General features: G+C 61.3%; 22 protein-coding genes and 1 tRNA gene. 12 read left to right on the forward strand and 11 right to left on the reverse strand.

Annotated features, from left to right (window positions below; translation table 11 throughout):
- Positions 1-231: 231 nt before the first annotated feature.
- On the forward strand, positions 232-588 hold the full coding sequence (locus tag BM045_RS16465; protein ID WP_092185228.1) for a DUF2200 domain-containing protein: 357 nt from the start codon (positions 232-234) through the stop codon (positions 586-588).
- A 61-nt stretch (positions 589-649) separates the two neighbouring features.
- On the opposite strand, the gene BM045_RS16470 is transcribed toward BM045_RS16465, so the two are convergent.
- From BM045_RS16470 to BM045_RS18985, 10 genes are all read right to left on the reverse strand, one after another.
- Complete coding sequence (locus BM045_RS16470) at positions 650-901, reverse strand: GlsB/YeaQ/YmgE family stress response membrane protein (RefSeq protein WP_092185229.1); 252 nt, start codon at positions 899-901, stop codon at positions 650-652.
- 56 nt (positions 902-957) lie between these two features.
- Positions 958-1,596: a hypothetical protein gene (locus BM045_RS16475; RefSeq protein ID WP_092185529.1), complete on the reverse strand. Its 639-nt coding sequence runs from the start codon at positions 1,594-1,596 to the stop codon at positions 958-960.
- A 50-nt stretch (positions 1,597-1,646) separates the two neighbouring features.
- Positions 1,647-1,844 (reverse strand): DNA gyrase inhibitor YacG, encoded by a 198-nt coding sequence (gene yacG / locus BM045_RS16480; protein WP_092185531.1) that lies wholly within the window; start codon positions 1,842-1,844, stop codon positions 1,647-1,649.
- A complete protein-coding gene (locus BM045_RS16485) occupies positions 1,844-2,482 on the reverse strand; it encodes a Maf-like protein (RefSeq protein WP_092185230.1) in 639 nt (212 codons plus the stop codon). Before BM045_RS16485 ends, yacG begins: the two co-directional genes overlap by 1 nt.
- A 10-nt stretch (positions 2,483-2,492) precedes the next feature.
- Complete coding sequence (infA, locus tag BM045_RS16490; RefSeq protein WP_046138947.1) at positions 2,493-2,711, reverse strand: translation initiation factor IF-1; 219 nt, start codon at positions 2,709-2,711, stop codon at positions 2,493-2,495.
- 75 nt (positions 2,712-2,786) lie between these two features.
- Positions 2,787-3,758 carry a UPF0262 family protein gene (locus tag BM045_RS19370; protein ID WP_092185231.1) on the reverse strand — a complete coding sequence of 324 codons (972 nt, stop codon included), beginning with the start codon at positions 3,756-3,758 and terminating at the stop codon, positions 2,787-2,789.
- Positions 3,755-5,050, reverse strand: a complete 1,296-nt coding sequence (hisD, locus tag BM045_RS16500; protein WP_092185232.1) for a histidinol dehydrogenase — start codon at positions 5,048-5,050, stop codon at positions 3,755-3,757. The genes BM045_RS19370 and hisD overlap by 4 nt, the downstream gene beginning before the upstream one ends.
- Before the next feature lie 9 nt (positions 5,051-5,059).
- A complete protein-coding gene (locus BM045_RS16505; protein ID WP_092185233.1) occupies positions 5,060-5,494 on the reverse strand; it encodes a DUF2948 family protein in 435 nt (144 codons plus the stop codon).
- A gap of 385 nt (positions 5,495-5,879) precedes the next feature.
- The gene (murA, locus tag BM045_RS16510) at positions 5,880-7,172 is read right to left on the reverse strand and encodes a UDP-N-acetylglucosamine 1-carboxyvinyltransferase (protein WP_092185234.1); all 1,293 of its coding nucleotides are present in this window, start codon (positions 7,170-7,172) and stop codon (positions 5,880-5,882) included.
- A 156-nt stretch (positions 7,173-7,328) separates the two neighbouring features.
- On the reverse strand, positions 7,329-7,493 hold the full coding sequence (locus BM045_RS18985; protein WP_170848553.1) for a hypothetical protein: 165 nt from the start codon (positions 7,491-7,493) through the stop codon (positions 7,329-7,331).
- Positions 7,494-7,630: 137 nt separating this feature from the next.
- Here BM045_RS18985 and BM045_RS16515 point away from each other — a divergent pair.
- The 4 genes from BM045_RS16515 (at position 7,631) to BM045_RS16530 (ending at position 11,118) form a co-directional block, all read left to right on the forward strand.
- Positions 7,631-7,705, forward strand: a tRNA-Thr gene (locus tag BM045_RS16515).
- An 80-nt stretch (positions 7,706-7,785) separates the two neighbouring features.
- Positions 7,786-9,510, forward strand: coding sequence for a site-specific integrase (locus tag BM045_RS16520; RefSeq protein ID WP_210185036.1), 1,725 nt, complete (start codon positions 7,786-7,788; stop codon positions 9,508-9,510).
- Between the two features lie 380 nt (positions 9,511-9,890).
- The gene (gene rnhA / locus BM045_RS16525; RefSeq protein ID WP_170848554.1) at positions 9,891-10,406 is read left to right on the forward strand and encodes a ribonuclease HI; all 516 of its coding nucleotides are present in this window, start codon (positions 9,891-9,893) and stop codon (positions 10,404-10,406) included.
- 82 nt (positions 10,407-10,488) lie between these two features.
- Positions 10,489-11,118, forward strand: coding sequence for a hypothetical protein (locus BM045_RS16530; RefSeq protein ID WP_092185235.1), 630 nt, complete (start codon positions 10,489-10,491; stop codon positions 11,116-11,118).
- Between the two features lie 205 nt (positions 11,119-11,323).
- On the opposite strand, the gene BM045_RS16535 is transcribed toward BM045_RS16530, so the two are convergent.
- Positions 11,324-12,073, reverse strand: coding sequence for a hypothetical protein (locus tag BM045_RS16535; protein ID WP_092185237.1), 750 nt, complete (start codon positions 12,071-12,073; stop codon positions 11,324-11,326).
- 134 nt (positions 12,074-12,207) lie between these two features.
- On the opposite strand from BM045_RS16535, the gene BM045_RS16540 reads away from it, so the two are divergent.
- From BM045_RS16540 to BM045_RS16570, 7 genes are all read left to right on the forward strand, one after another.
- Entirely contained in the window at positions 12,208-12,810 is a 603-nt protein-coding gene (locus BM045_RS16540; RefSeq protein WP_092185535.1) for a recombinase family protein, read from the forward strand.
- A 150-nt stretch (positions 12,811-12,960) separates the two neighbouring features.
- On the forward strand, positions 12,961-13,542 hold the full coding sequence (locus BM045_RS16545; protein ID WP_092185238.1) for a hypothetical protein: 582 nt from the start codon (positions 12,961-12,963) through the stop codon (positions 13,540-13,542).
- Between the two features lie 132 nt (positions 13,543-13,674).
- Positions 13,675-15,510: a type I restriction-modification system subunit M gene (locus tag BM045_RS16550; RefSeq protein ID WP_092185239.1), complete on the forward strand. Its 1,836-nt coding sequence runs from the start codon at positions 13,675-13,677 to the stop codon at positions 15,508-15,510.
- The gene (locus BM045_RS18775; RefSeq protein WP_139198824.1) at positions 15,507-15,881 is read left to right on the forward strand and encodes a hypothetical protein; all 375 of its coding nucleotides are present in this window, start codon (positions 15,507-15,509) and stop codon (positions 15,879-15,881) included. Before BM045_RS16550 ends, BM045_RS18775 begins: the two co-directional genes overlap by 4 nt.
- Positions 15,878-17,206, forward strand: a complete 1,329-nt coding sequence (locus BM045_RS16560; RefSeq protein WP_092185241.1) for a restriction endonuclease subunit S — start codon at positions 15,878-15,880, stop codon at positions 17,204-17,206. Before BM045_RS18775 ends, BM045_RS16560 begins: the two co-directional genes overlap by 4 nt.
- Positions 17,203-18,102, forward strand: coding sequence for a GIY-YIG nuclease family protein (locus BM045_RS16565; protein ID WP_092185242.1), 900 nt, complete (start codon positions 17,203-17,205; stop codon positions 18,100-18,102). Before BM045_RS16560 ends, BM045_RS16565 begins: the two co-directional genes overlap by 4 nt.
- Positions 18,099-21,224 (forward strand): type I restriction endonuclease subunit R, encoded by a 3,126-nt coding sequence (locus BM045_RS16570; protein WP_092185243.1) that lies wholly within the window; start codon positions 18,099-18,101, stop codon positions 21,222-21,224. The genes BM045_RS16565 and BM045_RS16570 overlap by 4 nt, the downstream gene beginning before the upstream one ends.
- Positions 21,225-21,338 lie beyond the last annotated feature (114 nt).

Consider the following 21,338-nt stretch of genomic DNA (forward strand, 5'->3'; position numbering starts at 1 on the left):
TGAAGTTGTTGGCCAGGGCGACTTTGACGGCGCTGCTGACTCGTTCTTCGAGTCCGCCAAGGCAACCGTCGGCGTCTACTACCACTTCTAAGATTCGATTTATCGATCTTGCGAAACGGCTGCCTTCGGGCAGCCGTTTTTGTTTGTGCGCCGTGTGGCCGCTGGTCGGGCATCGACCAAATGGCGTGCCGCGGCTATCCTTGTGACGAGACCGACTGAGGAGGTGGTCACATGGACGCCAAGAAACACCGCATCTATGGCATGAGCGTCGCCAGCGTTTACCCGCTCTACCTGACCAAGGTCGAAAAGAAGGGGCGCAGCAAGGCAGAGGTTGACGAGGTCTTCCGCTGGCTGACCGGACATAGCCAGGCAAGCCTCGATGCCGAACTGACTGACAAGACATCCTTCGAGGATTTCTTCGCCAAGGCGCCGGCGATGAACCCGGCGCGATCGCTGATCACTGGCGTGATCTGCGGCGTTCGGGTGGAAGAGATCGAAGACCCGCTGATGCGGGAAATCCGCTATCTCGACAAGCTGGTGGATGAGTTGGCCAAGGGCAAGCCGATGGCGAAAATCCTGCGGCAGTAGGGCGCGGAAAAGCCGCCGACCGGGCTGCGGTCGACGGCTTAATGGTGTTTGCCGGATTTGATTAGCGGCGGCGGGCGATCAGGCCCCAGACGAAAAGCACGATGATCGAGCCGACCACGGCGCCGATCAGGCCAGCGCCTTCGCCGGGCGCGTACCAGCCGAGGGCCTGTCCGAGATAGGACGCGACGAAGGCGCCGACGATGCCGAGAATGGTGGTCAGGATGAAGCCGGACGGCTCATTGCTGCCCGGCATAATGAACTTGGCAATGACGCCGGCGACGAAACCGATGATGATGGTCCAGATAATGCCCATGACGCTCTCCAGGTGTTGGTGACCTGCAACGTTCAATCGGCACTCCGGTTCCAAAGCTAGCGCAACAGGCCGTCGCGCTCGAACTCTTCCCAGCCCTTGAGCTTATGCCGCGCGGCGTCTTCGGGCGTGGCATCGACAATTGGCGCCGATTGTGCGGCCTTCTTTTCCGAGCGTGCCAGCTTGGCTTTCCAAGCGGCGCGGCGGCGGTTTTCGGCGGCTGTCTCGGCATCATTCTCGCGCCAGATCGTCACCAGATCCTGGTTGAGGATTTCCTCGACGCGACGCGGATCAAAGACATGGAAGGTAATCTTCCTGGCGCGACCGCGCAGCTTGACCGTGCGCGTGCCGGCGCTGGGCAGTCGGCCATCCTTGAGCCAGCGATGCCGCTCGGTGGTGGTGATGGTCAGGATATCCTGAATTTCCCGCGGGATCACCGGCAGGCTTTCGATGCCGTCGAGCGTCTTGGAAATCGTGGCCGATGCCGACAGGAAGGCGGCATGTTCACCCTCCAGCATGCGCAGGGCGAGCACGGCGCCAATGATATCGAGCGATTTCTTGGCGGTCGCCGGCAGCTTGGCGCGCAATTCGAGCAGAATGCCCTTGGCCCGCACCGATGAGCCCAGCGTCGCCGCAGCCGGCAAGGTCCATTCCGCGATCAGCGTGGGGACTTCAACGATCTTGCGTTTGACTGGCATGACCATCAGATAGGGCGTCCCGCCCCAAGCTGCAACCGCCAACGCCGACGTCAGATATTGTCGTCTTCGTTGTAGTCCGGCACGGCATTGCCGTCTTCGCTCATCGGCTCGTCGTCGCGGGCGGGGATGACATAGCTGCCGGTGAGCCAGCGGTTGAGGTCGACATCGGCGCAGCGCTTCGAGCAGAAGGGCTTGAAGGCCTCTACCATGGCCTTGCCGCAGATCGGACATTTGCGCTCGGCGGTCATCAAACGCCCGACAGCGTGGACTGGTTGAGCCAGTTGAAATGCACCGGATAGCCTTCGCCGGCCAGCAGCTGGGCGGTTTCCATCAGCGGCAGGCCGACGACGCCGGTATAGGAGCCGGAGAGCTTGACCACAAAGGCGCCGGCAATGCCCTGGATGGCATAGCCACCGGCCTTGTCGCGCCATTCGGCGCTGGCCAGATAGGCTTCCATTTCACGGGTCGAGAGGCGCTTGAAGCGGACGCGGGTTTCCACCAGGCGCTGGCGCTTGGCGCCGGAGGGCGTCAACACGGTCAGCGCGGTATAGACGCGATGCGCCCGGCCCGAGAGCAGGCGGAGGCATTCCGTCGCCTCTTCCATGGTTTCGGCCTTGGGCAAGACGCGGCGCCCCACCGCCACTACCGTATCGGCAGCCAGCACCAATGCGCCCTGGCCAAAGCCGGCCGAGCGGGCCTTGTGCTGGGCAGTCAGGGCCTTGAGATCGGCGAGGCGGGCGGCCAGCTTGCGCGGCAATTCACCCTTTTCGGGCGTCTCGTCGACATGGGCCGGCACCAGATGCTCGGGCTCGATGCCGATCTGGTTGAGCAGCGCCAGCCGGCGCGGCGAGGCGGAGGCCAGGATCAGATCCGGACGACTGGCCATGACTCAAGCCCTATTTGAAGCGATAAGTAATGCGACCCTTGGTCAGGTCATAGGGCGTCATTTCGCACAGGACCTTGTCGCCAGCGAGCACGCGGATACGGTTCTTGCGCATGCGGCCTGCGGTGTGTGCAATGATCTCATGTTCGTTTTCCAACTTGACGCGGAACGTCGCATTGGGGAGCAATTCAACCACCACGCCCGGAAATTCGAGCACTTCTTCCTTCGCCATTCTGTCTCCTGATAACACCCATAGGGGCATAGCTTGCCGGCCACGGGTCGGAAAGTGGCCTCTACCTACTTCAATTCAAAGGTTTTGTGAACCACCGGAAACCAATGGTTCCAAACGGTCTCTGACGCGCTTGCGCAAGCTATCGCGCAGATCGCGATAGGCGCCCAAGACCAGCTCGCGATTGCCTTCCACGAGGGACGGGTCGACGACATGCCAGGATTCCACCGCGCCGGCCTCGAGGCCCTTGCGACCCACGGCCTCTAGCGCGTCGTCGGACAGAGTGATGACGAGATCGAAGCGGTTGGCCACCAGCTCATCGAGGATATGGGGGGTGTGGACGCTCATATCAATGCCGATCTCTTCCATCACCTCATGCACGAACTGGTCGGCCTTGCCACCATTGACGCCCACCGACCGGGCGATCACCCGGCCGGGAAAGGCCTGGCGCGCCAGCGCCGCGGCGATCGGCGAGCGCACCGAATTCATCGAGCAGACGAAGAGCACGCTCGGCAATTGGCTGGTCGCCTCGTCGATGCGGCTGGCATAGGGCTGCACGGCGCAGATCAGGGTAAACAGCCGCCGGGCGGTGTTGAGATCGATGATGATCTTGTTGTCGAGCCGGGTGCGCAGCAGCTCGGCGGCCTCGTTGTGCATGCCGCGCCGCGCCATGTCGACGGTTTCGATCTGGAATGGCTGGGCCGAGCGGATGGCTTCGTAATAGGCGTCGCGGATGCGGAAATAATCGCGGATCAGCCGACGGAACGGGGTCAGCGAGAGGTAATGCGCCGCAATCGGCTGGAAGGTTTCCGGATGGCGCACGTCGAGCACGATGAAATTGCCGACGATCGACATATGCAGCGCGAATGGGCCCTTGGCGGTCACCCGGGCCGGGCGGAAGCGATTGTCTTCTAGCAGGTCATAGATGGCGATGCGCCATTCATGCACCTCGTCGGGATTGATCGAGGTGATGGTATTGGGGTCGAGCGTGACGGTGACTAGGCGGTCCGTGTCCTTGGGCTTGGCCTGGCTGTCCATCGTGATGCTCAATGGTTGAGCCTTATCGAAACCGAGCGGCCATGGCCGTCGAGACCTTCCACTTCCGCCAGCGTTACCGCCGCCGTGCTGAGCGCCGCCAGCGAGGTCGGATCACAGCCGAGGATCGAGGTGCGCTTGACGAAGTCGAGTACGCCAAGCCCCGAGGCAAAGCGCGCCGTGCCCGCCGTGGGCAGGACATGGTTGGAGCCGCCGACATAATCGCCAATGGCTTCGGGCGTGTGGTGGCCCAAAAAGATCGCGCCCGCATGGCGGATCGCGCCGAGGATAGACTGCGGATCATCCAGCGCCAGCTCGACATGTTCGGAGGCGATGCGATTAGCGAGGACCACCGCTTCGGAGAGCGAAGCCACGGTGATGACGGCGCTATGCTCTTCCCAGCCTTCGCGGGCATGAGCCGGATTGGGCAGCGTCTCGATCTGGCGGGTGACTTCGGCGGCCACCGCGTCAGCCAGGCCCTTCTCGGTGGTGACGAGAATCGAGCGTGCCCCTGCCCCGTGTTCCGCCTGGGCGATCAGGTCGGCCGCGACCCAGGCCGGATTGGCCGAACCGTCGGCAATGACCAGAACTTCCGACGGGCCGGCGATCATGTCGATGCCGACCTTGCCGAACACCTGCCGCTTGGCGGCCGCGACAAAGGCATTGCCGGGGCCGACCACCTTGTCGACCGGCGCAATGGTTTCAGTGCCATAGGCCAGCGCCGCAACCGCCTGGGCACCGCCGATGCGGTAGATTTCGGTGACGCCGGCAATTTTCGCCGCCAGCAAGATGGGCGCCGCAATCTGGCCATCGGGTGTCGGCACCACCATGGCGATGCGCGCCACACCCGCCACCTTGGCCGGCACGGCATTCATCAGGACCGACGACGGGTAATTGGCCAGCCCGCCCGGCACATAGATGCCGACGGCATCGACCGCCGTCCACACCGTGCCCAGGGTCACGCCAAGGGCATCGGTATAGATGTGGTTTTCCGGCCTCTGCTTTTCGTGATGGCTCTTGATGCGATCATGCGCCGTCTGCAGCGCCGCCCGCACGTCGGGCGTCACCCGGGCGGCAGCGGCGTCGATCTCGGCTTCCGAAATTCGCAGCTCTGCGGCACTGGCAAAATGGGTGCGATCGAACCTGTTGGTCAGCTCCAGCACCGCCGTGTCGCCGCGCTGGCGCACATCCGCAATGATGCCGGCGACAATATCGCTGACATCCTGGCTGGACTCGCGCTTGCCATCGAGCAGCTGCTGGAACAGCGGTTCGAAGTCGGTATCGGCGCTATCGAGGCGAAGGGTCATGCGAAGTCCTCAGTCGAGAGAATGGGCCGGCTTGGCCGCAGCCGCCCAGGCGGCGCCGAGATCGGAGAGGCGCGCCTCGAGGCATTCGACGCCAAGGCGCACGGTGCCGCCGCCGGCAAAGCTGAGTTCGACGATGCCCGCCGGGCCGTCGATGGAGATGAAGCTGATGGCGAGAAGATTGAGCACGCCCTCGGGTGCTGCCGGATCGAAGCCATTGGAGACCACTGACTGCACGCCATCAAAATGCAGCGCCGCGCGCTTGCGCAACCCCTTGTCGCGCCGCCCCAGCCCCGATTCCCAATCGAAGCGGTTCATCAGCAGGGCAAAGCGCCGGTCGCCGCGGGCATAGCCCATGTCGGCCACGCGGACTACGGCGTCCTGCACATGGGTGGACAGGACTTCGAGATCTTCGGTATCAAGCGCAATCAGCTTGAGGTCGGTCATGATGTGGTCGGCCCCTGAAGTGGACGTGAAAGCCCTGATCTGGTCACGTCACATTCGATCTACAAGTTTGCAGGCGATGGAGCAATGTGAGGGCCGTGCAAAAGACGCATGAATGCGGGGTTGGCGTCCTCTCCCTTGCGGGAGAGGGGGACCATGCGAAGCGTGGTGGAGAGGGGAGCACCGGCACGGATGGTCAGGTGGTGGTCATTCACGCTATTGCGCAAGCGGCTCACCCCCTCCACCGCCTAGTGGCGGTCCCCCTCCCCCGCGAGCGGGGTAGGAAAGGGCTCAGTGTGTGCGGCACCAGCCCGCCATTCGGCTATAGGCCTCATGGCCTAGCGAGCTAAAATCGCGCCATAGGCGCGATTTTGCGTTCCGCCGCTCGCTAGCCAGCCAGCCGTTCGATCTCTGCTCCGCACCGACCCAGCTTCTCTTCCAGCCGCTCGAACCCGCGATCCAGATGATAGATCCGGTTAACCACCGTCTCGCCCTTGGCCGCAAGACCGGCGATGACCAGCGATACCGAGGCACGCAGGTCCGTCGCCATCACTTGCGCACCCTTGAGCTGGGTCTTGCCGCGAATGGTCGCCAATTGCCCATCTACCGAAATATCGGCGCCGAAGCGGGCGAGTTCGGCCACATGCATGTAGCGGTTCTCGAAGATGGTTTCGCGAATATGGCTGGTGCCCGAGGACATGGTCATAAGCGCCATGAACTGGGCCTGGAGATCGGTCGGGAAGCCGGGGAAGGGATCAGTCTCGGCATCGACGGCCTGAATGCCATTGCCATTGCGCTGCACGCGCAAGCCATTGGATTCCACTGTCAGGTTGACGCCGGTGCGCCCCAGAATATCCAGCGCCGCCTGCAGATGCTCGGGCCGCGCGCCCTTGAGCAGCACATTGCCGCCGGTCATCGCTGCCGCCATGGCAAAGGTGCCGGTCTCGATGCGATCGGGAATCACGTCCACCGTCGCGCCATGCAGACGCTCAACACCCTCGATGGTGAGGGTGCGTGTGCCGATGCCAGTGATCTTGGCGCCCATGGCAACGAGGCATTCGGCGACATTGGTGATTTCGGGTTCCTGGGCCGCATTTTCCAGCACCGTAGTGCCGCGCGCCAGGCTGGCCGCCATCAGCAGCGTATGCGTGGCGCCAACTGACACTTTCGGGAACTTGATATGCGCGCCGACGAGGCCACCCTTGGGCGCCTTGGCGACGACATAGCCGTCGTCGATATCGATTTCGGCGCCCAGTTCCTTGAGGCCATAGAGGAAGAGATCAACCGGCCGCGTGCCGATGGCGCAACCGCCGGGCAGCGAGACGCGGGCTTCGTGGCAGCGGGCCAAGAGAGGCCCGATGACCCAGAAGCTGGCGCGCATCTTGGAGACCAACTCATATGGGGCCGTGGTGTCGACGATATCGGCGGCATGGAAGGTCATGCGCTGGCCGACGCCCTCGTCCTCCCCACGGCGGCGGCCATGCACGGCAATATCGACGCCATGGTTTTCGAGGATACGCTCGAGCTGCTTGACGTCGGCGAGGCGCGGCACATTCTGCAGCACCAGGGGCTCGTCGGTGAGTAGCGAGGCGATCATCAGCGGCAGGGCGGCATTCTTGGCGCCGGAAATGGTGATCTCACCATTGAGCTCGTTGCCACCGATCAAACGGATACGGTCCATAGTCTTGTCCTATATGGCGGGCATAATGCCCATCTACCTGGGGATGGAGGTAGGCCAAGTCCTAGTTGCCACGTAAGCCAGACTCGCCGTTCCGAAAATTCTCCGGAGAGGCCGGGAGGCCTTTCCGTCGTCACGTCATATTCACCCGAAACTGGTTTACGGTTTATTGACCGTATCGGCTTCGGGACCGGGTTGCGGCTCAGGTGATTGTCGCTCCGAATCGGCGCGCGCCTTGGCCTGCCCCTTGCGGCGCTTGAGGTTCTCGCGGAGCTTTGCGGCCAATCTTTGCTCACGCGAAGCGGCCTGTTCGGTTTTGCTCATCGGCCTGTCAGAAAGCTGCTTGGGGAATCGTGTTTTGCGTCTGGCGGTTGATAGGCGCTTTTTAGCCTTGCGTCGAGGTTTGGCCTATGGCAAAGGAGCCCCCGTCGCGCCGGGCAATGCTCCGCGGCAAAAAAGATGCTGCCGTAGCTCAGTGGTAGAGCACCCCCTTGGTAAGGGGGAGGCCGACAGTTCAATCCTGTCCGGCAGCACCAGCCCATCCCGTTGATTTGCCAGAAGTATCTGGTTTTGCTAGGGTTTCAGAAGCCGCCAGTGATACACACAGGTGGTCCTCATGGTCCTTTCTATGCCTCGTCCCTACAAGCACCCCAAGACCGGCGTCTACTGGTACCGCCAGCGTGTCCCGAGTTCGCTCGGCGTCCGGGCGAAGGGAAAAGTCGTTTCAGTGACGATCGAGGGCAGAACCTCTCGCCCAAAGATCGGCTCGCACCTCACCGTCTCGCTCGACACAAAAGAGGTCTCGAAGGCGAAGATCAGAAGCGGAGACGTTCAGTTCCAGTTCGATCTCATCTGGCAAAGTCTGATTGACGGCCAGACGCGGCTGACCCAGCGGCAGGTCGTGGCGTTGGCGGGTGAGGCCTATGGGATTTTCAAGGGGGCAGAGGATGACCCAGGCGACGCTGCCATCTGGTCGAAGGTCACCCAGGAAAACGCTCGGACGATGGCTGGGAAAACCCTCTACATCGGTCGCGAGCATGGGATGGAGAACCGCTTTGGCCCGTTTGTCGATCTTGTACTGGCCAACCATCACCTCCAGATTGATGATGATAGCCGCAGAAAGCTGATCGAGCAGACAGCGATTGCTATGCAGGAAGCTGCCGCGCTTCTTCTGCGCCGTGCGAACGGCGACTACGGCCCTGACACCGTAGTGCAGCGGTTCCCTCCAGTTGAAGTCTTGAAACCTCTGGGAGCGAAAACCAAGGTCGCGCTGAGCAGTAGCGACGACCCTAATACCCTGACCGGTCTGTTGGCTCACAAGCAGCGGACGCAAACCAAGAAGGACGACACCTTCGACAAGTACCGTGGCTGCCTGAAGGACTTCATCGCTTTCATTGGGCACGAGGACGTCAGACGCATCACAAAGGACGACGCACGGCGCTGGCGTGATGCGCTGATAGGGCGAGGCCTGGCTAAAAAGACTATCAACGATCAGTACCTCACTAGCCTCAAGGTCGCGCTGAACCACGGCGTCAAGGAATTTGATCTCGCGCTGAACGTCGCGGCCAACATACGAGACGAACGCGATGCCCCTGCGCCGTCTGGCTCAAAGGGTTACAGCGCTGAACAAGCCCAGACCATCCTGATGGCGACGTTCCGTGGTTCCTCGAAAGACCTCGCCATCCCATACCAACGAGCCATCTTCTGGGTGCCGTGGATTTGCGCGTACACAGGCCTTCGAGTGACCGAGGTCACGCAGTTTCAAGGCAGGCACCTGCGTGAAGAGAACGGCATTCCCTACTTGTTGATCACGCCTGACGACGGCAGCACCAAGGGCAAGAATGCCTGGACCACCGGCATCCACTCGCATCTCATTGAGTTGGGCTTGCTCGACATGTTTCGGGCCATCGGCGATGGGTCAGCCTTCTACACGCCGTACCCCGAGGGAACCGACCTTAAGTCCCTGTCTGATCACCGGGCAAAGAGCGCGGGCGACAAGATAGCCGAATGGGTCAGGGATGAAGTAGGCATAGCTGCCCCAGGGAATAGACCTAGCCATGCTTGGCGGCATTCTTTTACGACCCTGAGCCGTACCCACCGTATGGATAAGGAAGCCCGCGACTACATGATGGGCAGCCGGTCCCAAACAGATGCCCGGGAGGGCTATGGCGACTGGTCTCCCGAGGTATTGGACGCGGAGATCAACAAGCTCCCGCGCTTCGACGTGAAGGCGAGTGACTGGAGGCCAACCCTCGAACCGGTTCGTCCTCAGGCTCTCAAAAGCGCACTGCCACCCCGTCCACCTATCCGGCAACGGAAGCCAAGAGCAAAGCAAGCCTAAAGGGCCCATTGTCCGACGCATGCTCGTGCCGGGCGTGGCTCATCAAGGTGGCTGTTGGCTAGGTGCGGCTGGATGGGAATGACAGGGTTGCACATGCTGAGCTGAGCCAAGCCATCAATACCACCCACCCTAGGAGAACCTAGTCGATCACCACCCACTATAGGAGACTGTGATCGATCTCCTCTCACCCTAGGAGAGCCTGGCCGATTACCCCTCACTATAGGAGCCACTGAATGGCTCAATTGCCACCCACAGTAGGAGTGGCAGTCGAATACCCCTCACAGTAAGGGCCAGAAGGCTTCATCCAACATCAATCCACCGCAAGGGCTCCCGGCACACCACCGGGGGCCTTTTTGCATTGCGACATCCGCAGGAACATCATGACCGACATTATCGACATATCCCCCGCCCCCACCAACATCGCCCCCACCCGCCGCTACGTGGTGGCCACTGACGGGGCCTGCCGCAGCAATCCTGGACCAGGAGGTTGGGGCGCAGTGCTCACCTCCTTTGACGGGGACACAGTTCGCGACACCAAGACCCTGTCCGGGGCGAAGCGGCACGCGACCAACAATGAGATGGAACTGACAGCTGCCATCAAGGCGCTGAGCTGGCTTCCCGCGAATGATGTGCCTGCATTGGTCCGGTCGGACAGCCAGTACGTCATCAACGGCATGAACGAGTGGCGACACGGCTGGGTGGCCAACAACTGGCGCACCTCCGCAGGCAAGCCGGTGAAGAACCGCGAGCTATGGGAAGCCCTGATCGCCGCCATGGGTGACCGCGAGGTGGTCTGGGAGTGGGTCAGGGGGCATTCCGGGCATCAAGACAACGAGGCCGCCGACCAGCTCGCCAACAACGCAATCGAACGGATGCTGACCCGCAAGCGGGCCTGAAACCAGCTTGAACACCACCGCCAACGCAGGCCCTCGGAGCAATCCGGGGGTCTTTTCGTATGCGAACACCGCAGGAAACGACATGGAATATTTTGACGAAGTATTCGACCGCAAGACGGGCGAACTCCACAAGGTCTCCAAAGGAGACTGGATCACCATCACCGAGTTGGGCCAGCTTCGCGGGATGGGACCAAGGCGGGTAAGAACCATCCTCCGCAAGATGGGGGTGTTGGTGGTCGAAGGGGCTGCGTCCCATCATCGCCATCGCCTCGCAGCTTGGGTGCTGCAGAAGGGATGGGGAAAGAGGATCGAAAAGCGGGGTACCGTACCCTTCGATGTGGTGGGTCCGGAACTTCAAGACTGGGCAGCGTCTCGTTGGGACGGGATGGTGGCCGATATTGACCTGGAGACCTCGGCAGCATCCACAGAGGCTCTTGCTGACTTGAAAGCGTTCAAGAAGACCAGACTTTCTGGTGATCTGGATACTCAGCCTGCGATCTCGTGGCTGGCTTGCCATCATCCCCACCTCACGCAGATGGAAATGGCAGCAGTGCTTGATGTCACCCAGCAGCTTGTGGCGAAGTACCTGAACTTCCGGTCTACCCAGCTTAGAGAGGCTCGGGCTCTGCTAAAGCTGGACCTTGATGTTCGGCAGGCTCAGCGTCGCGATCTTTGGGTCAATGTTCTGGACGAGCAAGCAGCCGCAGTTTAGTTGCCGGGATATATTACCCAAGCCTACAACCCGGTCAGGAATGACCGGCCACGCTCCCGCAGCTGGGCAGTCGGGATGGTTTTGCTGCAAAAATCCGAGGCGGCAAGATCGAGGACGCTGCGAGGAATTTACCCCCGTGGCCCCCTCTAGCCTAGGGCGTCAGGAGCACGAAAGCCAAAGTCTGCAGGACCGTTCACTTCGGGTGCTAGAAGCCCTGCGATACTCGATGGATGCGGCTGGTCATGTCGATGGACGCATATCGCTCCGGGAACACATATTGGAAGATGCGCAGAACGCAAATGCCTGCCTGAACTGAGCTTCGCAAGGCTCCATCAAGCAGTGGTCCATCTCCACCAAGTAGCTTGTACTGGATTGAGGAGGCATCGCGGATGGAGGCTGATGCAAGATTGGTGAGAACTGCCTTCTCGTTCGGATGGGCTCCGAAGTCTATGGCCCGCTCGTACAGCGTGCTGTAGGTGCCCAGTAGCTGCACATCAACCGCCTTGATTGCATCCTTTACCAGACCCTGCGTGACGCGGTCTCTTACCGTCTGGCGTGTCTTTTTGCTTTCGTCTCTCCGAAGCCATGCCTCCGCCAGTGTCTCATCGCCATAAATGTAGAGGGCGTAACCTGCGCTCTCCAAGCTCGACCTCATCAGTGCAAAAGCATCGGTAGGCATCGCCAAACTGACCGCTACCGTCGAACGGAAGGCACCGAAGGCGCGCATGAAGAGTAGCGAGGGCACAAGCTGCGTTGTCCGAAGTACTTTGAGGTCAGACTGGATATCCATGAATAGGGTATCCACCTCTGTCAGTCTGCGACATAGGATGTTCTTGTTGGCGAAGGTGGCAAGGGAGTTGCCCCAGCCTTCCTCGATAAACGGAAAGAGGCCGCCGTCCTTCCACCCATCGGGTCGCTCCCTGTTTAGGTTGTCGACACGGTCGTCATCTTGCATGTCTTTGCCCCCATACCGAAAACCCTACCACAAGGCGGGCTTCTGACGTCCAGAATTGCGGGGTTCTCCAGCGTAGCTTGACCTATACCGAAATCACTTTTATTCGGTACACTGCTAAACACGGGAGCCTCATCATGACCAAGCGGGTCGCCATCTACCTCCGCGTCTCCACCAAGGAGCAGACGACCGAGAACCAGCGCCGCGAGCTTGAGGTGGTCGCGGAACGGGCTGGCTGGGACGTGGTGAGGGTGTTCGAGGACGCTGGGGTCTCAGGTGCGAAAGGCCGTGAGAAGCGCCCTGCCTATGACGCCCTGCTCAAAGCCGTAGCGAGGCGTGAGGTGGACCTTGTCGCAGCTTGGTCAGTGGACCGCCTTGGCAGATCGATGCAGGACCTAGTGAGCTTCCTAGAGGACCTTAAGGGCCATGGCGCCGATCTCTACCTGCACCAGCAGGCACTCGACACCACCACGCCCTCTGGTCGTGCCCTGTTCGGCATGATGGCTGTCTTCGCGGAGTTCGAGCGGGCGATGATCCAGGAGCGGGTGCATGCTGGTCTCTCGCGCGCCAAGGCTCAAGGCAAGAAGCTGGGGAGGCCAACCCTTTCGGCTGACATGGAGGCCAAGGTCAGGGCACTTCGTGCCGAGGGGATGGGCGTGGTCAAGGTTGCAAAGTCGCTGGGTATCGGGGTTTCAGCGGTTCAGCGCATCGACGCGCTCCCGCCGAGCACCTCTGCCTGAGCCGGGGTGTCTGTTTGTTTTGTAGGGTTGCTCGCAGTTCAGAGGTTCGCAGGGTGATACCTACGAAGCCATGAGCATCTCAAAAGCACTGTTAATCGTTCGATCACTTGAAGACGGATAAACGTGATAAGACTGAGGAGGCCTATTGCCGTGATCAACTACCGAGCTTTTGAAGAAGCCCCAAAAACCCAGGAACTCTGCTTCGAGTATTTCACTCGCTGGCAGCGAGGTGGGCACGACCACCATGCATTCTTCGATCTTTGGGTCTCATTCAATATCTGGGTTGCCTGCGTAACGGGTCTGGAGCGTGACGCTGAGATGATTAGGGACATCGGCAATGACAACCGGCTGAGCGTAGCGTTCCGTGAATTAAAGCAGCGCGACCCACATTTCGCAACTCAACTCCGAAGATTTGAACCGATGTGGCCGGTGTTCAAGGCTCAGGACGTTGTGCAGCGCCTAGGCCGAGACTTTGCCTATCGGTTCGACAACCGAGCGGCCTTCAATGCGGCAATCATCGACAACGCCAAAATCAGTAGGAAACCTACGAATTGGGTGGCTGGGCAAGATGTCAGATGGTCCGATCTCGTATCGGTAATCTATCAAGTAAGATGCAACTTAATGCACGGTCATAAATCAACCCAAAGCGAAAGCGATAGGGAGTTGATTGATCTGTCTCGCAACCTCCTCGGCCATTTCTTGTCTGAAACCAGATGCTACGAGTGGAGGTAAAGGGTAACTCCTGTGATCGCTCCTTATCTTCCAGCCTCTCATTTTTCTGCCAAAACACCCCAGCATTAGCGCTTGCCAGATCATGCCGCGATAGGCTCAAGTCCCCGAAAGACTTCAAGGGGGACGCTGCGGGTGAACCAGCAGGCACTATCATCGCTCATCTGGTCGGTTGCGGACCTGCTGCGGGGGGACTTTAAGCAGGCAGACTACGGCAAGATCATCCTGCCGTTCACCGTGCTGCGGCGCCTCGATTGCGTGCTGGAGCCGACCAAGCAGGCCGTGCTGGACGAGTTCGCGGCGCGGGATGGCAAGGGCGTGAATGTCGAGCCGTTCCTGCTGCGCAGGGCCGGGCAGACCTTCTACAACATCGCCAAGCTCGACATGAAGCGGTTGATCGGCGACCAGGACAACATCGCCCCGAACCTCTACGCCTATGTCCAGGCCTTCTCTCCGGAAGTTCGGGACATTTTCGAGCGCTTCGAGTTTGCGGCTCAGGTGGACCGGCTGGCCAAGGCCGGGCTGCTCTACCAGGTGACCGAGAAGTTCGCCCGCGTCGATCTGCATCCGGACAAGGTGGACAACCACCAGATGGGGCTGATCTTCGAGGAGCTCATCCGCAAGTTTGCCGAACTCAGCAACGAGACGGCCGGTGAGCACTTCACCCCGCGTGAGGTCATCAGCCTCATGGTCAATCTGCTGTTCGTGGAGGACGACAATGTCCTGACCAAGCCAGGGGTGGTGCGCTCCATTTATGACCCCACAGCGGGCACGGGCGGCATGCTGTCGGTTGCTGGTGAGTACCTCATCGAGCACAACGACCAGGCCCGGCTGGTGATGCATGGGCAGGAGCTGAACCCCGAAAGCTACGCCATCTGCAAGGCGGACATGCTGATCAAGGGGCAGGACGTGACCAACATAACCTTCGGGAACACGCTGTCCGACGATAGGCATGCGGACAGCAAGTTCGACTACATGCTGTCAAACCCGCCCTTCGGGGTGGAGTGGAAGAAGGTCGAGAAGGAAGTTCGGCGCGAAGCGGAGCAGCAGGGCTATAACGGCAGGTTTGGCCCCGGGCTGCCCAGGGTGTCGGATGGCTCCCTGTTGTTTTTGATGCACCTCATCTCCAAGATGCGCGCGGCCAAGGATGGCGGCAGCCGCTTCGGCATCGTGCTCAATGGCTCGCCGCTGTTCACGGGCGGGGCAGGGAGCGGGGAGAGCGAGATCAGGCGCTACGTGCTGGAGAACGACCTGGTAGAGGCTATCATCGCCCTCCCCACCGACATGTTCTACAACACCGGCATCTCCACCTATGTCTGGGTCCTGACCAACCGCAAGCCAGCCCATCGCAAGGGCAAGGTGCAGCTCATCGACGCCTCCAGCTTCTGGCAGAAGATGCGCAAGAGCCTCGGTTCCAAGCGCAAGGAGATGGGGCAGGCCGACATCGAGACAGTGACGAGGCTTTTCGGGGACTTTGCGGAGGCCCAGGTCGCCACCGTGCTGGACGCGGCTGGTAAGGAGGTTGACCGAGTTGTTGTCCGGGCCGGTGAACAGCCTCCAGCAGCGCCCGGGGACGGCAAGGTCAAGCTGGCACCCCTGTCGCGCATTTTCCTCAACGAGGCCTTTGGCTATCGCACCATCACCGTGGAGCGTCCCCTGCGAGACGAGAACGCCAAGGTGGTGCTGGGTGAGCGCGGCAAGGCCAAGGGCAAGCCCCAGGCAGACAGCGGGCTTAGGGACACCGAGAACGTGCCGATTGGTGAGGAGGTGGAAGCCTACTTCGCCCGCGAGGTACTGCCCCATGCGCCTGACGCCTGGATAGATCACGAGAAGACCAAGATGGGCTACGAAATCCCGTTCAACAGGCACTTCTATGTGTTCGAGCCGCCACGAGCGCTTGACGAGATCGACATTGACCTCAGGAAGGTTACGGACCGCATCCTGGGCATGATTAAGGAGTTGTCGGCATGAGTGCAGAAGAGCTCCGCGAAGCCATTAGGTCATTGCTGGCAAGTCATCCACACGTTACCGTTTCCTCCTCTGGCCATGCCACCCATGCTGAGCGATATGTTGCCAGCAACGGCGCACCACTTGGTTTTGAGCCAGCCCGGGTGAGGTTCCAGAACATCTGGGTGCGTGCGGACAGCGTTCGGGCCGGCGTGCTCAAGGACCTCTCCAGCACCGACTACGACCACCTCACTTTCGACGTGAGCAAGCCCAACCATAACCTTTTCGGCGAGACCGCCTTTAAGGACACTGACCTGATCTGCTTCCACGTAACTGACCTCTGGCAGGCCGTTCGGGTCATCGCAGAAGTCGCTGGCCTAGGGCATGCCAAGTGAAGCGGCTGACGCCAGATGCACCGGCCCACTGGACACGAACGAGGCTTCGCCACGTCGTTCGCCTGAACCCCAGCAAATCCGAGATCGAGGACCTGGAGCCTGACCGGGAGGTTTCGTTCCTTCCCATGGAGGCTATCGGCGAGGACGGCTCTACTCGTCTCGACGCCACTCGCCCGCTGTCCGAGGTCCAGTCGGGCTACAGCTACTTCCGCGACGAAGACGTGGTTGTGGCAAAGATCACGCCCTGCTTTGAGAACGGCAAGGGCGCCCTGGTGCGCGGGCTGCACGGCGGCATAGGCTTTGGGACGACGGAACTCATTGTTGCCCGGCCATTGCGTGATCGGCTCTGCAGCGAGTACCTGCAGTGGGTTTTCCAGTCGTCGGAGTTCCGCAAGCTCGGGGAGGGCTTCATGTACGGCGCTGGGGGACAAAAGCGTGTGCCTGATGACTTCGTCAGAGACTTCAGGCTGGCGCTTCCACCGCTCACCGAGCAGACGTCGATCACATCGTTCCTCGACCGCGAGACGAGCAAGATCGACGCACTGGTGGAGGAGCAGCGGCAACTGATCGAACTGCTCAAGGAGAAGCGCCAAGCCTTCATCTCCCGGACAGTGACCAAGGGCTTCGACCCGAATGCAAAGATGAAGCCGTCTGGGGTCGAGTGGCTGGGTGAGGTGCCGGAGCACTGGGACGTGTCGCGCCTGAAGTTCCTTGCTGCTGTTCAGACGGGAACCGCGAAAGGCAAAGACATCTCCGGGCGGGAGACAACGATGGTTCCATACCTACGGGTGGCCAACGTCCAAGATGGCTACCTCGACTTGGCGGACGTGGCCTTAATCGAGATACCAGCCTCAGACCTTGATCGCTACAGGCTCCGCAAAGGAGATGTACTGATGAACGAGGGGGGCGATTTCGACAAGTTGGGGCGGGGCTGCATCTGGGATGGCCAGATCGACCCGTGTATCCACCAAAACCACGTGTTCGCTGTCAGGCCGGTGGGTGTCTCACCCGAGTGGCTCAGCACCATAACCGGCTCCGCTTACGCTCAGTTCTACTTCATGAGCCGTTCCAAGCAGAGCACCAACTTGGCGTCGATCTCCTCGACCAACGTCATGGAACTGCCGGTTGTTGTGCCGCCTTCTGGCGAACAATCGGTCCTTCTTGAGCTCCTCGGAAGAGAACTGGCCAAGCTCTCGACCCTCCGCGAGCAAGCCTATGCAGCAATCGATCTGCTGACCGAACGCCGCGCCGCTCTCGTCTCCGCTGCCGTTACTGGCAAGATCGACGTGCGGCGGGCCACGACCGACCAGGAGGAAGCCGCATGACCGGCAGACCAGAAGGTCGCTCCCTGGAGCTCTACTTCATTGATGGCCGCCCGGATGGGATGTTGACGGCGGAGGTGTTCAACTGGACAGGCCACATCCTCATGGCCCCTCGCACCCAGATCAGCGCTGCACTGGCCCGGAAGGAAGCCCGCCATACCGGGGTTTACCTGCTGATGGGTGAGCGCGATGGCCAGCCGGTGGCCTATCTAGGTGAAGGTGACGACATCAGCCACCGCATCAAGAACCACGACATCAACAAGGACTGGTGGACCACCGTGGTGCTGGTCACCTCCGCCGCGAACAACCTGCACAAGGCCCATGTCCAGTACCTTGAGGCCCGTCTGATCGAGGTCGCGAAATCGGTTGGCCGCGTGGTGCTGGATAATGCCACCGCTCCTGGGCGTCCCACGCTGTCCGAGGCAGCACAGTCGAACATGGAGACATTCCTCGACTACCTGTTCATGGTGTTGCCAGCGCTGCGCATCGACATGTTCCTGGCCAGCACGCGTCCGGACCTCGTGACAACGACCCCAGTCATGGCGGCTTCGCCAGTATTCGAGTTGGTCAACAGGCGCCACGGCCTTGAGGCTAAGGCTCGCCTGGTAGAGGGGGACTTCATCGTGGATGCCGGGTCACTGGCGCGTGCCCAGTGGTCTGGGCAGGGCAGCGAGGACAGTGGCTACGCCCAATTGCATGCCGAGTTGCTGCGGATGGGCGTGCTGGTGCCGCAGGGCGACCACGCGGTTTTTAGCAAGTCCTATGCCTTCAAGAGCACGAGCGGCGCTGCAGCGGTGGTCAATGGCAGACCGGCCAACGGCACCCTGGAATGGCGCGTGGTCGGCAGCGGGCAGACTTACAAGGCCTGGGAGGCCGAACAACTGGGGGCGCCATCGTGAGCCTGCACAAAGAGATCAGCTTCGAGACCGAGGTCTGCGACCACCTCGCCGCCCATGGCTGGCTCCATGCCCAAGGCGATGCTGCTGGCTACGACCGTGCCCGCGCCCTCTACCCCGCCGATCTGGTTGCCTGGGTCCAGGCCACCCAGCCGCAGGCCTGGGCAACGCTTTCCAAGAACCATGGCACAGCGACCGAGGTGATGCTGCAGGACCGGGTGCGCAAGCAGCTTAATGAGCGGGGGACGCTTGATGTGTTGCGGCATGGTGTCGAGATGATTGGTCTCCGCGCGCCGCTGAGCCTTGCCCAGTTCAAGCCCGCGCTGGGCATGAACGGCGACATCCTGGCCCGATATGCCGCAAACCGCCTCCGCGTGGTGCGCCAGGTTCGCTACTCGCTGGCCAACGAAAACAGCATCGATCTTGTGCTGTTCCTCAATGGCCTGCCGATGGCCACTGTCGAGCTCAAGACAGACTTCACCCAGTCCGTTCAGGACGCCGTGGACCAGTACAGGCATGACCGGAACCCAAACCCTAAGGGGCAGGTTCCAGAGCCGCTGCTGGCCTTCCCCGGTGGCGCGCTGGTGCACTTCGCGGCGAGCAACGCCGAAGTGATGATGGCGACCAAGCTCATCGGTCCGCTCACCACCTTCCTACCCTTCAACAAGGGCAATGCCGGGGGCAAGGGTAACCCGCCCAACCCGAGCGGGCACCCCACGGCCTACCTCTGGGAAGAGGTGTGGCAGCGCGACAGCTGGCTTGAAATCCTTGGGCGCTACACCGTTGGCGTCCGCGATGCCAAGAAGGCCCTCAGCGGCTACATCTTCCCGCGTTACCACCAGCTCGATGCCACCCGCAAGCTCCGGGCAGCCGTCCTCGCCGAAGGCGCCGGGGGCAAGTACCTCATCCAGCACTCGGCAGGCTCGGGCAAAACTAACTCCATCGCTTGGTCTGCCCACTTCCTCGCTGATCTGCATGACGACCAGGACCGCAAGGTGTTCGACAGCGTGCTGGTGGTGTCCGACCGCAACGTCATCGACAGCCAGCTCCAGGAGGCCATCTTCAGCTTCGAGCGAAATGCTGGGGTGGTAGCGACCATCAAGAGCGATGCAGGCGCCAAGAGCGGGCAGCTGGCCCAGGCCCTGGCTGACGGCAAGAAGATCGTGGTCTGCACCATCCAGACCTTCCCTTTCGCCCTGAAGGAGGTCCAAGAGCTCACCGCAACCCAGGGCAAGCGGTTCGCGGTCATTGCGGACGAGGCGCATTCCAGCCAGACCGGCGCGACCGCAGCCCAGCTCAAGGCCGTGCTCTCCCCAGAGGAGCTCGCAACCCTGGGGGATGGCGGCGAAGTCAGTACCGAAGACATCATGGCTGCCCAGATGGCCGCCCGTGCTGCCGAGACCGGGGTGACTTACGTCGCCTTCACCGCAACGCCAAAGGGCAAGACCCTGGAGCTGTTCGGGCGACGACCTCACCCAACCCAACCCGCCAGCGCCACGAACCTGCCAACGGCTTTCCACGTCTATTCCATGCGGCAGGCCATCGAAGAGGGCTTCATTCTCGACGTGCTGCAGAACTACACGCCCTATGGCCTGGCCTTCAAGCTGGCCAACGATGGTGTGGAGCTGGACGACACCGAGGTTGAACGCTCCGAAGCCGTCAAGACGCTTATGCGCTGGGTCCGACTACATCCCTACAACATTGCCCAAAAGGTCCAGATCGTCGTTGAGCACTACCGCGCCAACGTCCAGCCGCTGCTCGACGGCAGGGCCAAGGCGATGGTGGTGGTCGGCAGCCGTGTAGAGGCCGTCCGCTGGCAGCTCGCCATCCAGAAGTACATCAACGAGCAAGGCTACAAGCTCGGGACGCTGGTGGCCTTCTCAGGCGATGTGACTGACCCTGAAAGCGGTGACGAGCCCTTCTCCGAGGCCAGCAAGGAGCTGAACCCGGACCTCAAGGGGCGAGACATCCGCGAGGCCTTCAAGCTGCCCGACTACCACATCCTGCTGGTGGCCAATAAGTTCCAGACGGGGTTCGACCAGCCCCTGCTCTGCGGCATGTACGTGGACAAGCGCCTCGCAGGCATTCAGGCCGTCCAGACCCTGTCGCGGCTGAACCGCGCGCACCCCGGCAAGGACACCACCTTCGTGCTCGACTTCGTCAACAGCGGCGAAGACATCCTTGCAGCCTTCAAGACGTACCACGAGACCGCCGAGCTGGAGGACGTCACCGACCCGAACCTGGTCTTCAACCTCAGGGCCAAGCTCGACGCCTTGGGCTACTACGACGACCATGAGGTCAACCGGGTGGTGACCGCCGAGCTCAATCCGAATGCCAAGCAGAGCGAGCTGGTGGCTGCCATCATGCCGGTGGCAGACCGCCTGCTGCGAAGCTACCGGGATGCCCAGAAGCGGCAGGCCGATGCAATGGCACGGGAGGACAAGAAGGCGGCCAAGGACGCTCAGGACGAACTCAACGCCCTCCTGCTGTTCCGCGCCGACATGGGGGCCTATGTCCGGCTCTACACCTTCCTGTCCCAGATTTTTGACTACGGCAACACCGACATCGAGGCTCGATCGATCTTCTTCCGCCGCCTCATCCCTTTGCTGGAGTTCGGCCGTCAGCGCGAGACCGTGGACACCTCCAAGATCGTCCTGACCCACCACAAGCTCTCCAGCCTAGGCAAGACGCCGCTGGTCCTGGGGGGCATGGGAGAGAAGCTGCAGGCGATCTACGAGGCAGGCTCAGGCAGCGTCCAGGAGAAGGAAAAGGCGTTGCTGGCGGAGATCATCGCCAAGGTCAACGACCTCTTCCAGGGCACGACCGACGACGACCAGCTCATCTACGTCAACAACGTGCTCAAGGGGAAGCTGCTGCAGTCCGAGACCCTGACGCAACAGGCGGCGAACAACACCAAGCAGCAGTTCTCCAACTCCCCTGACCTCGCCAAAGCAATCGTTGATGCCGTGATTGACGCCATGGACGCTCACCAGGCCATGAGCCAGCAGGCCCTTGGCTCAAAGCGGGTGCAGGACGGGCTGAGGGATGTGCTGCTGGGTCCAGGGCAGCTCTATGAGGCGTTGCGGGCCCGGCAGGCCTCTGTTGATGAACTGCAGCGAGGGTGACCCGAGACCGACGCGCGGCCCCACTCTCGCCGCATCTTCTCATTGCTGCTCAGGAGTGATACACAAGCAGCCAATTCGGCCTTCTCATATCCCAGCAAAACCGGGCTTTTCTGG

The organism is Devosia sp. YR412 (assembly GCF_900110945.1).
Taxonomy (GTDB): domain Bacteria; phylum Pseudomonadota; class Alphaproteobacteria; order Rhizobiales; family Devosiaceae; genus Devosia.

Excerpts from the sequence above, each read along its gene's own strand:
- BM045_RS16540 (WP_092185535.1), top strand. The coding sequence starts at position 12,208 with ATGACCAAGCGGGTCGCCATCTACCTCCGCGTCTCCACCAAGGAGCAG.
- BM045_RS16470 (WP_092185229.1), bottom strand. The coding sequence starts at position 901 with ATGGGCATTATCTGGACCATCATCATCGGTTTCGTCGCCGGCGTCATT.
- infA (WP_046138947.1), bottom strand. The coding sequence starts at position 2,711 with ATGGCGAAGGAAGAAGTGCTCGAATTTCCGGGCGTGGTGGTTGAATTG.
- BM045_RS16485 (WP_092185230.1), bottom strand. The coding sequence starts at position 2,482 with ATGGCCAGTCGTCCGGATCTGATCCTGGCCTCCGCCTCGCCGCGCCGG.
- BM045_RS16505 (WP_092185233.1), bottom strand. The coding sequence starts at position 5,494 with ATGACCGACCTCAAGCTGATTGCGCTTGATACCGAAGATCTCGAAGTC.
- BM045_RS16475 (WP_092185529.1), bottom strand. The coding sequence starts at position 1,596 with ATGCCAGTCAAACGCAAGATCGTTGAAGTCCCCACGCTGATCGCGGAA.
- BM045_RS16520 (WP_210185036.1), top strand. The coding sequence starts at position 7,786 with ATGGTCCTTTCTATGCCTCGTCCCTACAAGCACCCCAAGACCGGCGTC.
- BM045_RS16565 (WP_092185242.1), top strand. The coding sequence starts at position 17,203 with ATGACCGGCAGACCAGAAGGTCGCTCCCTGGAGCTCTACTTCATTGAT.
- yacG (WP_092185531.1), bottom strand. The coding sequence starts at position 1,844 with ATGACCGCCGAGCGCAAATGTCCGATCTGCGGCAAGGCCATGGTAGAG.
- BM045_RS18775 (WP_139198824.1), top strand. The coding sequence starts at position 15,507 with ATGAGTGCAGAAGAGCTCCGCGAAGCCATTAGGTCATTGCTGGCAAGT.
- BM045_RS18985 (WP_170848553.1), bottom strand. The coding sequence starts at position 7,493 with ATGAGCAAAACCGAACAGGCCGCTTCGCGTGAGCAAAGATTGGCCGCA.
- BM045_RS16530 (WP_092185235.1), top strand. The coding sequence starts at position 10,489 with ATGGAATATTTTGACGAAGTATTCGACCGCAAGACGGGCGAACTCCAC.
- murA (WP_092185234.1), bottom strand. The coding sequence starts at position 7,172 with ATGGACCGTATCCGTTTGATCGGTGGCAACGAGCTCAATGGTGAGATC.
- BM045_RS16465 (WP_092185228.1), top strand. The coding sequence starts at position 232 with ATGGACGCCAAGAAACACCGCATCTATGGCATGAGCGTCGCCAGCGTT.
- rnhA (WP_170848554.1), top strand. The coding sequence starts at position 9,891 with ATGACCGACATTATCGACATATCCCCCGCCCCCACCAACATCGCCCCC.
- hisD (WP_092185232.1), bottom strand. The coding sequence starts at position 5,050 with ATGACCCTTCGCCTCGATAGCGCCGATACCGACTTCGAACCGCTGTTC.
- BM045_RS16535 (WP_092185237.1), bottom strand. The coding sequence starts at position 12,073 with ATGCAAGATGACGACCGTGTCGACAACCTAAACAGGGAGCGACCCGAT.